We start from the raw sequence: 12,688 nt of genomic DNA on the forward strand, positions 1-12,688 counted from the left end.
GGCGATCGCGGTGAGCACTGCCGCCGACAGCACCACCACGCCCGTCAGCACCACCACGCCCGTCGTCGAGACGACGCGGGTCCCAGGCCCCGGCAAGGGCCGCACCCTCGGCGAGCTCGTGGCCTCGCTGTCCACGCAGTTCTCGACCCTCGTGCGCGACGAGCTCCAGCTCGCCCAGGCCCAGCTCGCCGAGAAGGGCAAGCGCCTGGGCGCCGGCGCCGGGTTCCTGGGCGCCGCCGCGCTCGTCGCGTTCTACGGCGGCGGGGTGCTCCTCGCGGCGGCGGTGCTCGGCCTCGCCACCGTCCTGCCCGCGTGGCTCTCCGCGCTCATCGTCGGCGTGGTCCTCATGATCATCGCCGGCATCGCCGCGATGCTGGGCAAGAAGAAGATCGACGCCTCGAAGGAGTTCGCGCCGAAACCCCAGGAAGGCTTCAAGGAGGACGTGGACGCGGTGAAGAAGGGGATCCAGAAGTGAGCGAGGGCGCGAGGGAGCACAACGGGGCCGCACGGAAGCGCACCCCGGCGGAGATCGAGGCGGACCTCGCCAAGACCCGGCTGGACCTGACGAACACCGTCAACGAGCTGAGCGACCGCCTGGACCCGCGGGCGCAGGTCGACGCCGCCAAGGAGAGCGCCCGCGCCGCGGCGAACGCCGCCACCGCGCGTGCGAAGGGCTTCAAGGACGACGTCGTCGCCGGCGACGCGAAGACCCTCGGCGTCCTCGCCGCGGGCCTCGCGACGGCGGGCGTCGCGATCCTGCTCAGGCTGCGAAGGCGCTGACCCCGGGGCGGCGCTCACGACGGTGGAGCGGCCGTTCAGACACTGGAGCGGCTCGGCCGTCCGCATGGTCAGTTTGCGGACGTCCGAGCCGTCTTCCGTTTCCAGCGCCAGGCGGCCGGGTCCCGGGCGAGGACCGCGCCGTGCCCGACCTTCAGCTGGCCGCCGCGTGCCCGTGGTGGTCGCCGTGCTCGAGGTTTCCGCTGGCCGCGAGGAGCTCGTCGACCTCCTCCCGGCGGAAGCGCCGGTGCCCGCCGAGCGTGCGGATCGACGAGAGCTTGCCGGCGTTCGCCCACCGGGTGACCGTCTTCGGGTCGACCCGGAACTTGGCCGCCACCTCCGACGGCGTCAACAGCTGTTCAGCGGCCCTCTCTGTCATCGCCATGAGTCCTCCTCGAGATGCGGCACAACCCGCGCTACGCGTCCTGCGACGTCCTTGTTGCAAGACAACCACCGGGAAGGCCGCGGAACCCGGGCCGATGGTCCCGACAATCTGGACGTATGCGGCTTAAGGCGCCGACCGGGGGAGACGCTTGACACAGCGTCGTACGTGGTACGGAATGGCTGTGAAGGCTCCCGACCATGTACCGTGGGCGCACGAACAGATGACCACACACACGGGGCCGCACCGCACGGTGCCTGCCCCGGTTCTATTGGAGGGGGTCGACGCCATGGGGCGCGGCCGTCAAAAGGCCAAGCAGACGAAGGTCGCTCGAAAGCTGAAGTACTTCAGCCCCGAGACCGACTACCGGGCTCTCGAGCGAGAGCTCACGTCGCGTACTGACGACGTAGACGGAGACGACTACGACGACCAGATCCCCCCTGCCACGGATGACTGGGACGACATTCGTTCGACCCGCTGATCCGTCGCGCCGGCCACGGTGGCTGGTGGGATGTGCATGTCATTTCCGCTGATGGGTGCGATCTTCCGCCGTGCCGTCATGCCCTGACGGCACGGCGGAGCGCTGCCGGCACACCCGGGCGCCGCCCAGTCGGCTCGCCACTCACGTGCGTACGGCACTCGGCGCTCCTTGACGCGGCGCCCGTGCGCGCCCGGGTCTCCGGTCCGGGCCGTCGGCGGGCACACGACCCGCCAGCCGTCAGCGTCGGCACGGCGGCGCTGCGTCAGGACGTCCGGTAGGAACCGAGCAGACGGACGGCTCCGCCGTCGACCCCCTTGGTCCCGCGGACGGCCTCGCCGTCCGGGCCGGGTGCGCCGTCGTCCTCGGTCACGCTGCCGAGCACCCAGGAGTCGATCCCGCGGGCCCGCACGGCCGCGAGCGTGGCGTCCGCGGCGTCCGCCGGGACGACGGCGACCATGCCCACGCCGAGGTTGAGCGTGCCCTGCAGGTCCGACCACGGCACCTGCCCGAGGGTGCGGACCATCTCGAAGACCGGCGGCACGGTCCAGCTGGAGCGGTCGACGTCGGCGACGAGGCCCTTGGGCAGCACCCGGGCCAGGTTGGCGGCGAGCCCCCCGCCGGTCACGTGGGTGAAGGCGTGGATGTCGACGGCGTCGTCGTCGACGAGGTCCAGGCAGGCCGGCGTGTACAGGCGGGTCGGCTCGAGCAGCTCCTCCCCCACCGTGCGACCCAGCTCGGCCACGTGGCGGTCGAGGGACCAGCCCGCCACCTCCAGCACACGGCGGACCAGCGAGTAGCCGTTGGAGTGCAGCCCCGAGGCCGCCATGGCGACCAGCACGTCGCCGGCAGCTACGCGGTCGGGCCCGAGGACGGCGTCGGCCTCGACGACGCCGGTGGCGGCTCCGGCGACGTCGTACTCGTCCTTCGCGAGGAGGCCGGGGTGCTCGGCGGTCTCGCCGCCCAGCAGCGGAGCTCCGACGATGGAGCACGCCTCGGCGATCCCTCGCACGATGTCGGCGACGCGCTCGGGAACGACCTTGCCGGTGGCGATGTAGTCCGTCATCAGCAGCGGGCGGGCGCCCACGACGACGATGTCGTCGACGACCATGCCGACCAGGTCGTGCCCGATGGTGTCGTGGACGTCCATGGCCTGCGCGATGGCGACCTTGGTGCCCACGCCGTCGGTGGAGGTGGCCAGCAGGGGCCGGCGGTAGTCCTTCAGGGCGGAGGCGTCGACCATGCCGGCGAAGCCGCCGAGTCCACCGACGACGGCGGAGCTGTGCGTCCCGCGCACGGCCTCCTTCATCAGCTCGACCGCACGGTCCCCGGCCTCGGTCGTCCACACCCGCCGCGGCGTAGGTGATCGACTGGTCGGGGGTCTGGGTCACTGTGCTGCTCCGGTCGGGGTCGTGGAGTGGTGGGCGGTGCGTCGGTCGGCGGTGGACGGCACCGCCGCGGAGGCGGCGACGCCGGCAGGCGCGGCCCCGGTGGTCGCCTCGACCGGGACGCCGGGCGTCTCCGGCCCGGCGACCGGCTCGTCGCCGGCGTCGGGGATGCTCGGGGCGTCCGCTCCGGACACCGTCGCCCCGCCACGGATGCGGATCGGGTAGTCGCCGGTGAAGCACGCCGTGCACAGCCGCTGCTGCGGGAGCGTGGTGGCGGCGACCATGCCGTCCAGAGAGATGTAGCCGAGGGAGTCGGCGCCCAGGTTCTCGCGGATCTCGTCGGTGGTGAGGCCGTTCGCGATCAGCTCCGCCCGGGTGGCGAAGTCGATGCCGTAGAAGCAGGGCCACTTCACCGGCGGGGAGGAGATCCGCACGTGCACCTCGGCGGCCCCGGCCTCGCGGAGCATCCGCACGAGCGCGCGCTGGGTGTTGCCGCGGACGATGGAGTCGTCGACGACCACGAGGCGCTTGCCTGCGATGACCTCGCGCAACGGGTTGAGCTTCAGACGGATGCCGAGCTGCCGGATCGTGTCGGTGGGCTGGATGAACGTCCGGCCCACGTAGGAGTTCTTCACCAGGCCCTGGGCGAACGGGATGCCGGACTCCTGGGCGTACCCGATGGCGGCAGGGGTGCCCGACTCCGGCGTCGGGATGACGAGGTCGGCCTCGACCGGCGTCTCGCGCGCGAGCACGCGGCCCATCTCGGTGCGGGCCGCGTTGACCGGGACGCCGGCAATCTTGGTGTCCGGGCGGGCGAGGTAGACGTACTCGAAGACGCAGCCGTGCGGCGTCGGCTCGGCGAAGTGGCGCGAGCGCAGCCCGTCGCGTCGATGATGATCAGCTCGCCCGGTTCGACCTCGCGCACCAGGGAGGCGCCGACGATGTCGAGGGCGGCGGTCTCGGACGCGACGGCCCAGCCGCGCTCCAGCCGCCCGAGGACGAGGGGCCGCACGCCGTGGGCGTCCCGTGCGGCGTAGAGCGTGTGCTCGTCCATGAACGCCAGGGAGAAGGCGCCCTCGAGGAGCGGCAGGACGTCCATGGCGACGTCCTCGAGGCGGTTGCCGTTCGTGCTGGTGCCGCCGAGCAGGGCGGTGATGACGGCGGTGTCGGTCGAGGAGCCGCGCCCGAGCTCGCCGCGCAGGTCCTTGCCGAACCGCTCCTGGACCAGCGCCATGAGCTCACGGGTGTTCGTGAGGTTCCCGTTGTGCCCGAGCGCGACGGTGCCGGAGGCCGTGGGCCCAAGGGTCGGCTGGGCGTTCTCCCACGCGGACGCGCCGGTGGTGGAGTAGCGGGTGTGGCCGACGGCGATGTGGCCCTTGAGGGGCTCGAGAGCCTGGTCGTCGAAGACCTGGGAGACCAGGCCCATGTCCTTGTAGACGAGGATCTGCTGACCGTTCGAGGTGGCGATGCCCGCCGACTCCTGGCCACGGTGCTGAAGGGCGTAGATGCCGAAGTACGTCAGGCGGGCGACGTCCTCGCCGGGGGCCCAGACCCCGAAGACGCCGCACTCGTCCTGCGGCCCCTTCTCGCCCGGCAGGAGTTCGTGGGAAAGCCGTCCGTCTCCGCGTGCCACCGGCCCATGGTCGCACACCCGACGGAGGCTTCGGCGCGGCCGTCCGCGGGAGCGCAGGCGCGGTGGGACGCCAGGAACGACCGCTGAACGGCGCCCGTCCAGCAGACCACGCGATCCACCTCCACTCGGTCCGGACCTCAGCAGCCCGAGCGACGTCGACCACTCCACCGCCAGTTGCGGTCCGGCGGTCAGAACGGTGGCGGGTCGTCACAGTTCTCGGGTCCGGAGTGATGGCCTCCGGGCCCCGGCGTGGCGGCGGGAGTGTTCCTTGTGGGCGGCGGCCCGGGCGGCCGTACGGGCGGGCGTCTGTAGGTGTGCCCCGTGGGCGCCGTCCAGGTCGTGATCCCGGTGCCCGGGTCCCGGGCCACCGTCCAGATTCCGTGCGACTTGCCGTCGTGATGGGTGTGGCACGCGGTGTGCAGGTCCTGCGCCCGGGTCTGCTCGACCACCTCGGCCAGCGCCGCGTCGTACCCGGGAATGTGGTCGATCTCGCAGCGGGGCGCCGGCGTCCGGCACCCCGGGAACGTGCACGTGACGTCCCGGGCCAGCACCGTGCGCGTCAGGTCCGCCCCGGGCCGGTACGCCTGGGTCCCCAGCGCGACGAACTCCCCCGTCGCGGCGTCGGTGAACAGCCCCCGCCACGTCGCGTCCTGGGCGAGCTCGCGCGCCAGCCAGGCCGGGACCGGGCCGTACCCACCCAGCACCGCCGGCTCCTCGTCCAGCCCCAGCAGGGTCCCGGCCGCCACCGTCACCTGCAGCGCCGCCCGCCGCCCGTGCCGGCGCGGCAACGGCCTGCCGTGCGGGTCCGAGCCCCCGGTCGAGCATCGCGGTGAACACGTCCGCGAACGCGTCGGCCCGCCGCTGATCCGTCGTGCGGGCGTCCCCCGGGCCCTTCGCCCCGTCCGCCAGTGCGTCGACCACCGCGCGCACCGCCTCGGCGTGGTCGGCCCGCAGATACGCGGTGACCCACGTCATCGACTCCGAGCCCGCCTCGAAACACACCCGCCGGGCGGCGACCTCCTTCTCGTGCCGGCGTCGCGCCGCCGCGACGTTCGCACGCTGGGCCGCGGCCCGCATCCGCTCGCGCAGCTGCGGCACCGTCAGCCACTGCGCCTCCGGGACCAGGCCGCCCAGCACCGTTCGCCGTTCGTCCCCGCTCAGTCCCGGCTCCTCGAAGCACAGGACCTCAGCCTTGCGCACGTCCACGGCCCCGACGTTCAGCGCGTCCGCGACCACCGGGAAGTCGGCCAGCGCCGCCGCCAGCGCCACCTTCCGTTCGGCCGCGTGCAACGTCGTGCCCAGACGCGCCTCGACCTCCACCACCGCCCCCGCGCGCCGTGAACGCGCCGTTGCGCGGACGTCGTCGCCGCGCCGGGGTCGGTCAGGCGGGCCCAGCCGGGGCTCTCGGCCAGCGGGCCGGGCACCGCTCGCAGCAGGTGCCCCAGCGCGGTCCGCCCGCCGACGACGAACCACAGGTCGAGCGGGCCGGCACGGACGGCCCGCCGGTCGCCGTCGACCACGACGTCGACGGGCGTGGTGACGACCTCGTCGAAGACGTAGGTGGCGGAGACGAACTCGGCGACGTCGTCGTCCGGGGCGAGGAGCAGACGGTGGCCGTCGGCGCGCTCGACCATGACGTCCGCGAAAGGGCCGAACGGCGAGACGGGCCAGTGCCCGACGACGGCGCGGGTGCCCTCGCGGGTGCCGAGGCCGGTGATGCTGCCGGCGAAACGCTGCCGGACGCGGCGAGGTTCGGCTTCTCGACGGCGCACCCGGCCACGGTAACGAGCAGCTTCCCGGCCCGCGCGGCGGCGCCGGCCTCGCCGTGCGACCTCGCTGGGCGCGACGTCGCGGCGGGCTCTCGGCGCGCGACCGGCGCGCTTCCGTGATAGACCACATCATCGTCCGTGCAGCGAGGAGGCCTGCCGTGACCGACCAGACGACCGTCCGCGAGGAGTTCAACACCGGCCGCGTGGTGCTGCTGGCCGTCGTCGCCGCGCTCGGCGGCTTCCTCTTCGGGTTCGACACCGCGGTGATCAACGGAACCGTCGTGGCCGTCCGCGAGCAGTTCGGGATGGGCGCGGGCCTGACCGGCTTCGTCGTCTCCTCGGCCCTGCTCGGGTGCATCGCGGGCGCTTACCTCGCCGGGCGGCTGGCGGACCGGTGGGGACGCATCCGGGTGATGGTGCTCGCCGCCGTCCTGTTCACCGTCAGCGCTCTCGGGTCCGGGCTCGCGTTCGGCCCCTGGGACCTGATCCTCTGGCGGGTGGTGGGTGGCCTGGGGGTCGGAGCCGCCTCGGTGATCGCACCGGCCTACATCGCGGAGATCTCGCCGGCGAGCATCCGGGGCAGGCTCGGGTCGCTCCAGCAGCTCGCGATCGTCACGGGCATCTTCATCGCCCTGCTCTCCGACGCGTTCCTCGCCGGCGTGGCCGGCGGGGCGGCGGAGCCGCTGTGGTTCGGCCAGGAGGCGTGGCGCTGGATGTTCTGGACCGAGCTCATCCCCGCGGTGGCGTACGGCGTGCTGGCGCTGCAGATCCCGGAGTCACCGCGCTACCTGGTAGCGAAGGGGCGGCACGACGAGGCGCACGCGGTGCTCAGCCAGGTCCTGACCACCGGCGTCCGCGAGCGCATCCACGAGATCCGGCAGACCCTCAGGGAGGAGCGGCGCACCACGTTCGCCGACCTGCGGAAGCCGGGCGGCGGTCTCCTGCCCATCGTGTGGATCGGGATCGCCCTGTCCGTCTTCCAGCAGTTCGTGGGCATCAACGTGATCTTCTACTACTCCTCCTCGTTGTGGCAGTCGGTGGGGTTCACGGAGGCCGACGCGCTCACGCAGACAGTCATCACGTCGGTGACCAACATCGTCGTCACCATCGTCGCGATCGCGCTCATCGACCGCATCGGCCGGCGCAAGCTGCTGCTCATCGGCTCCGCCGGCATGTTTCTCACCCTCGGGGTGCTCGCCGTCGTGTTCGGGACTGCGGACCTGGTCGAGAACGCCGACGGCGTGCTGGAACCGGTGCTCGGCGACACCCAGGGCGTGATCGCCCTGCTCGCCGCCAACGGCTTCGTCGTCTTCTTCGGCATGTCGTGGGGGCCGGCGGTGTGGGTCCTGCTCGGCGAGATGTTCAACAACCGCATCCGCGGGACCGCGCTCGGGCTGGCCGCGGCCGCCCAGTGGCTCGCGAACTTCGCGATCTCGACGACGTTCCCCAAGATGGCCGAGATCGGCCTGTCCTTCGCGTACGGGTTCTACACCACGTTCGCGCTGCTCTCGTTCCTGTTCGTCCTGCGGTTCGTGCCGGAGACGAAGGGGCGCCAGCTGGAGGACATGGCCTGAGGCTCACGGCACGGTGAACGTGCGCGTGTCCGTCATAGGGATGCCGCCCTGCCCGCCGGACGGATCGTCCTCGGAGATCTCGACGACGTACGTGCCCGGGTCGAGCTCGACCTCGAAGGTGAACGGCGCGAAGGCCTGGCCCTCGGTCGTCATGGTGAAGCCGGTCGTCACCTCGCCGCCGTCGGGGGTGAGGACGCGCCAGGGGACGTTGGCCTCGAAGGCGTTCGCCTCTCCCCGCACGGTGACCGGTGAGGTGACCTCGGCGCCCTCTGCCGGGGTGTCGATCTGCACGAGCACGCGGACGTCCGAGGGGTCGCCAGGGGCGACCGGCTCGTCCCAGGTCAGCACGCCCCACAGCTCTCCGGCGGGCTCCCCCTCGATGAGCAGCCGCACCGGGGTGTCCTCGTCCGCCGCGCCGGTGACGGTGTGCACGAGCTGCTGGACCATCATCGCCGCAGCCTCCGAGCCCGCGTTCGCGGTGCGCGCGTCCTCGGAGAGGTCGACGGTGATCGCGGCGTCCGACCGCTCGACCGACAGGACGTCCGTCGCCGGGTTCCAGGTGGTGGTGTAGTCGGGGTCCGTGGGTCCGTCGATCATCGCCTCGACGGCGCCGACGAGCGGGTCGCCGCCGACGTCGCGCAGCTCCCGGGCCAGTCTGACCCCCGCACGCGTGTCGACCAGGTAGTAGACGGGGACCTCGGAGCCGTCGGTGGACGGACCCTCGGTCGGTGGGGCGGCCGTCGAGGTCTCCGGCTCGACGGCCGGCGGGGCGGAGGTCGTCGGGCCCGGCTCCGCCGTCGGCGTCGGTCGGGCGTCGCTGCCGCAGGCGGCCACGAGCAGCAGGGCACCTGCCGCCGAGAGGACCAGCACGGACCGCGGGCGGGACAGCTGCATGACGGCCTCCTCGACACCGACGACGCCGCGTTGCGCCGTCGATCCGAGTGTCGCACCAGGCGCATCCTTCCCGGGTCTCTATCTGGTCACGCGAGGGGCGGGAGCCTCACGGCCGGCGCGTCAGGCGCGCTGCGTATCCCGACCGCCCGGATCCCCGTTCTCGGTGTCACGCCGTGGCCGCGGCGCCTCGGGCAGCTGGCCGGCGATGCGCTGCTCGAGCGCGTCGGTCGCCTCGTCGGGAACGACGATGAGGCCCTCGAGCTCGTGCATGGCACGGCGGTAGGCGGTCTGCCGCTCCTCGCGGGACGCGCCGCGGTCCTCGGCCAGTGCGATCAGCTGCTTGGCCCGCGCCAGGACCGCCCGCTCGTTGTCGGCGAAGTCCGACGTGCGGCGACGCCGGGCCTCGCGCTCCGCGACGTCGAAGGCGACCGCGAGGTCCTGCACCGCGGTGCGGTAGCCGACGAACCGGTCGGGGTCCTTCAGCTCCTTCGGGTTCGCGGGCCGCAGCCCGTCAGCGTTGCGCCTCGCCCGGTGGAACTCCACCGTCAGCGGCTCACGCATGTCGCTCATCATCGGGTAGTCGATCAGCTTGGCGACGTCGAGCTCGTACGAGAGCCAGCGACGCTTCACCTCGTCGTGCTCGGCGAGCAGGCGCTGCACGTCGGCGTCGGTGACCTTGCCGAAACGCGTGGGCTGGGGAGCCGGCGGCTGGGCCTGGTTCGTCTGGCCGTACTTGATGCGGGCTAGTTCGATCTTGTCCCGACGGCGCCGCTCGTCCCACTCCTGCAGACCCTTGATGCCGCCGCCGATGACGCCGCCCAGCGGAAAGATCAGCCACCAGAACGAGCCGACGAACTCCCAGAAGCCTTCCACGCTCCTGAGCGTAGCGCCGGGCGAGTCGCGGCCCGTGGCGCGTGATTTCCGGGATCAGGCGTCCCGGGCGGTGACCTTCGGCTCGTGGATGGTCAGCCCCGGGACCGACAGGTCCTTGAGCACCTTGGACACGCCCGCGACAACGGACGAGGCCGCGCGGTCCTCCTCCCGGATGTCGTCCGGCGAGAGGGATCCCTCCGGCGTCTCCGACCGGACGAAGTCCACCAGAGCTGCCTCGTCGGTGACCTCGGCCTCGAGCTCTACCGTCAACGTGTGCTTAGCCATGCCTCAGCGTCAAGCAGGATGGTCGTGATCGCCACTCGGGAACCCGACCGGCGAGATGCCGACGAGTCCGACCGGTGCCGCAGAGGGGCAACGGACGTCGTTGTCCAACTTCGCGACCGGTTGTACGGTTCTCCGATCAGCGGCGTCGGACCGCTGGTCGCCGGGCCACAGAAGTCCCGGCAAGCGCGCCACAGCGGCAGCCCAAGGCTGCAGCAGCCGTCAGCGGCTGCCCACCGAACCCACCACCGATGGGCGCTCCACATTTCCGCTCTGTCGCAGATTGGCATGACCCATGCGCACGAAGATTTCTGCCCTCATCGCCTCGCTCCTGGCGTTTCTGACCCTGGGCCTGGTCAGCGCCACGTCGGCCTCGGCCGCTCCGATCGACTGTCCGCCCGGGCAGTCGGCGCAGAAGACCGACGACGGCTGGCAATGCGTGAACAAGCCAGGCCACGACTCGAACGCCGAGGATCCGAAGAACCCGAACAAGGACAAGGGAGACTTCTGACCACCGGGACTCTCATCTGAAGCGCACAAGGCCCTCGGCGCCGGCGCGCCGAGGGCCTGCGTCGTCGACCGCACTCCCCCGCCCGGTGATTCCGGGTGGGTCGTCGCCGGCCTGAGGCTCCTTGCCTCGGTGCACCGCCCCACGAGAGCGGACCTGTGAGACGCCACCGTAAGTGGCTCGGTGACACTCATCGCGACCGTTCTGATTCCGCCGCTCCGATGTGTGAGGCCTGCGCCTGATGTAAGCGAAAAGTGTCAACGTAGTTGGCACCGTTTCCCACGCTGCATGTTGGGGCGCGCCCCCTCAGGATCCCTGGAGGCCGACAGCCGTCGCTGCTACGCAAGCTCCCCCTCGCGCCTGTCCCTCCGGCCAGAGGGAGTAAATACAACCGCTGATCACAGAGTTGCGTCGCGGTCGAAGAAAAAAGACCTCTTCGGGGCGAGCTGACCTGGCGGTGTGCCTGCTGCAGCACACGAAGTGCATGTCTGACGAACCGGGGCACTCGGTCAATGAAGGTCGCCACCGACAACGGAACTTCGATCTCCACGGATTTTGGAAGCCAGTTCCACCGGTAGCCGCTCGCCGTGACCATCAGTTTGACGTTGGAGACGGGACGGATGTTCTCGAGCTCTTCAGGTGTCACGGCATCACCGCGGTAGCGCACCTCAAGAACAGCGTGGTCGTCTCGCGGCCAAAGTGAGTCAGACTCGTCGACCATCTCGATTGGGAGCGCTCGGTCGCCGTGGACGAAACCTGAGGACTGGTTCACGCGTAGGATCGGGGTGAGATTCCGGTGCTTGTTTGCGTTCGCAACCTCACGAACCATCAAAGCGGTCTCGTTGATAGGGATGTCTTGCCTACCCCACGGCCCCTCATATTGTGGCTGCAGTGACCTGATGACCTCACTGAACGGGGCGGGAAGCGCTCTATAGAATGCCCGCACATCGCGATTGACTGTCTGAACGTCATCCCAAATGGGAAACTGTGGGCGAGATATCTTGAGCTCGTGAACGTCCACCACCTCGGTGAAGGCCATGTCGAGGCACGACCGCGCGTTGACGGCGATGTCGGCGACGATGAAACCGAGCTCCTTCGGCACTGCGACTCGCTCAGCGAACGTGAACCGCTCGTGGATATCTCCGTTGCGAGCCTGCCGACGCTCGCGAACCAGAGCACCGCGCCGCCCTTGGTAATCAAGTGCAGTGACTACTGGCCGGAGGCGAGCCACCAGAGCATTCACCCATTCCAAACGGGCATATGAATCTTTCAGCGAAAGGTTCTTGGTCATATATCCGAAGGACCTCCTTGCGGTAGCGCCGATAGTCGGCCCGGGGCTCGTACGAAACCAGCGTAGCGCCGGAGTGACCTGGTAAGTGTGGGGTAATGCGTCGACGCCGAGTAGCGCTCGGGTGCTCAACATAAAGGGCGTCGGACGTTCCTGAGATTGTCGGGACGCCGGCGAAGCCGTCGTCCTCGGCACCCAAGCTAGCCCGCTAGCGGTGTCCGCTGCACAAGCAGTCTCCTCGGCGGCGTTGCGAGGCGCCGGTTCACCAGGTCACTTCCCGCTGATCACACTGTTGACACCCAGCGTTAGCCAGCGGTGTGCAGCAGTAGCTGACCAGGTTGCCCTCATGAGAAGCGAGCGAGTTGGTCTCAATGCTGCTCGTTTTCCGCAAGGATGGTCGTGTGCCAAATCTCTACTACAGTGAACGCGCGAATGGGCCCGTTGCCCGCGAACGAAGCCAACTCCCCACGGTGGCCGCCCAGGGACTGCTACAGCTCGTCTCCATCAAACTCTCGGCGAACTGGTTCGCTCGCACGTTCCCGGAGCAGTGCTACGACGGTAACGGGATCGTCGGCACGGATATCAAAGCGTTCACCGCTTACTTGCGCGTTATGGTGCCGGGTGCCCCATGGCCACTATCGGACCCAGACCAGCCTGTCTCAGATGAGGTCATTTTTGACTTACTCGAGTTCGCGCACGAACGATTGGCTGAGCCTCAGGAAGATTCGTGGCACGAGTTCTTTCGCCATCATGAGCTGACTTTCAACCAGGAAAGGGGGACGACGTACGTTCCGCTTCGAGGTCAACCAGATGCTGCGCCGAAGCGGAGTGATGTATGAGTT

At 70.3% G+C, this 12,688-nt stretch carries 13 protein-coding genes and 3 pseudogenes; 6 read left to right on the top strand and 10 right to left on the bottom strand.

Annotated features, from left to right (window positions below; genetic code table 11):
- Positions 1–10 precede the first annotated feature (10 nt).
- Both DA06_RS03290 and DA06_RS03295 read left to right on the top strand, forming a co-directional pair.
- Positions 11–475 (top strand): phage holin family protein, encoded by a 465-nt coding sequence (locus DA06_RS03290; protein ID WP_418606853.1) that lies wholly within the window; start codon positions 11–13, stop codon positions 473–475.
- Complete coding sequence (locus DA06_RS03295; RefSeq protein WP_043497232.1) at positions 472–780, top strand: DUF3618 domain-containing protein; 309 nt, start codon at positions 472–474, stop codon at positions 778–780. Before DA06_RS03290 ends, DA06_RS03295 begins: the two co-directional genes overlap by 4 nt.
- A 151-nt stretch (positions 781–931) precedes the next feature.
- On the opposite strand, the gene DA06_RS03300 is transcribed toward DA06_RS03295, so the two are convergent.
- Positions 932–1,156 carry a MerR family transcriptional regulator gene (locus DA06_RS03300; protein WP_052436322.1) on the bottom strand — a complete coding sequence of 75 codons (225 nt, stop codon included), beginning with the start codon at positions 1,154–1,156 and terminating at the stop codon, positions 932–934.
- A gap of 226 nt (positions 1,157–1,382) precedes the next feature.
- On the opposite strand from DA06_RS03300, the gene DA06_RS03305 reads away from it, so the two are divergent.
- On the top strand, positions 1,383–1,640 hold the full coding sequence (locus DA06_RS03305; protein ID WP_418606272.1) for a DUF3073 domain-containing protein: 258 nt from the start codon (positions 1,383–1,385) through the stop codon (positions 1,638–1,640).
- 262 nt (positions 1,641–1,902) lie between these two features.
- On the opposite strand, the pseudogene purM reads toward DA06_RS03305, so the two are convergent.
- The 5 genes and pseudogenes from purM to DA06_RS03330 form a co-directional block, all read right to left on the bottom strand.
- A pseudogene (purM, locus tag DA06_RS03310) lies at positions 1,903–3,028 on the bottom strand (phosphoribosylformylglycinamidine cyclo-ligase).
- Positions 3,025–4,658: pseudogene (gene purF, locus DA06_RS03315) on the bottom strand (amidophosphoribosyltransferase). The pseudogenes purM and purF overlap by 4 nt, the downstream one beginning before the upstream one ends.
- A 188-nt stretch (positions 4,659–4,846) precedes the next feature.
- Entirely contained in the window at positions 4,847–5,446 is a 600-nt protein-coding gene (locus DA06_RS03320; RefSeq protein WP_052436320.1) for an HNH endonuclease signature motif containing protein, read from the bottom strand.
- 82 nt (positions 5,447–5,528) lie between these two features.
- Positions 5,529–5,981 (bottom strand): annotated as a pseudogene (locus tag DA06_RS03325) (DUF222 domain-containing protein); the annotation flags it as partial.
- Complete coding sequence (locus DA06_RS03330; RefSeq protein ID WP_418606854.1) at positions 5,876–6,430, bottom strand: hypothetical protein; 555 nt, start codon at positions 6,428–6,430, stop codon at positions 5,876–5,878. The pseudogene DA06_RS03325 and the gene DA06_RS03330, both read right to left, overlap by 106 nt.
- 155 nt (positions 6,431–6,585) lie before the next feature.
- On the opposite strand from DA06_RS03330, the gene DA06_RS03335 reads away from it, so the two are divergent.
- Positions 6,586–8,001: a sugar porter family MFS transporter gene (locus DA06_RS03335; protein ID WP_043497252.1), complete on the top strand. Its 1,416-nt coding sequence runs from the start codon at positions 6,586–6,588 to the stop codon at positions 7,999–8,001.
- A gap of 3 nt (positions 8,002–8,004) precedes the next feature.
- Here the strand turns inward: DA06_RS03335 and DA06_RS03340 are convergent, their stop codons facing one another.
- From DA06_RS03340 to DA06_RS03350, 3 genes are all read right to left on the bottom strand, one after another.
- Entirely contained in the window at positions 8,005–8,895 is an 891-nt protein-coding gene (locus tag DA06_RS03340; protein ID WP_043497255.1) for a Gmad2 immunoglobulin-like domain-containing protein, read from the bottom strand.
- A gap of 120 nt (positions 8,896–9,015) precedes the next feature.
- A complete protein-coding gene (locus DA06_RS03345; protein ID WP_418606855.1) occupies positions 9,016–9,768 on the bottom strand; it encodes a hypothetical protein in 753 nt (250 codons plus the stop codon).
- Positions 9,769–9,822: 54 nt separating this feature from the next.
- Positions 9,823–10,053, bottom strand: coding sequence for a hypothetical protein (locus tag DA06_RS03350; RefSeq protein WP_043497257.1), 231 nt, complete (start codon positions 10,051–10,053; stop codon positions 9,823–9,825).
- A gap of 292 nt (positions 10,054–10,345) precedes the next feature.
- On the opposite strand from DA06_RS03350, the gene DA06_RS03355 reads away from it, so the two are divergent.
- A complete protein-coding gene (locus DA06_RS03355; protein ID WP_043497259.1) occupies positions 10,346–10,561 on the top strand; it encodes a hypothetical protein in 216 nt (71 codons plus the stop codon).
- 187 nt (positions 10,562–10,748) lie between these two features.
- On the opposite strand, the gene DA06_RS03360 is transcribed toward DA06_RS03355, so the two are convergent.
- Positions 10,749–11,849: a hypothetical protein gene (locus DA06_RS03360; RefSeq protein WP_418606856.1), complete on the bottom strand. Its 1,101-nt coding sequence runs from the start codon at positions 11,847–11,849 to the stop codon at positions 10,749–10,751.
- Between the two features lie 368 nt (positions 11,850–12,217).
- On the opposite strand from DA06_RS03360, the gene DA06_RS03365 reads away from it, so the two are divergent.
- On the top strand, positions 12,218–12,685 hold the full coding sequence (locus DA06_RS03365; RefSeq protein WP_418606160.1) for a hypothetical protein: 468 nt from the start codon (positions 12,218–12,220) through the stop codon (positions 12,683–12,685).
- Positions 12,686–12,688: the final 3 nt, after the last annotated feature.

The sequence above is a fragment of the Georgenia sp. SUBG003 genome, assembly GCF_000715355.2.
Classification (GTDB): Bacteria; Actinomycetota; Actinomycetes; order Actinomycetales; family Actinomycetaceae; genus Georgenia.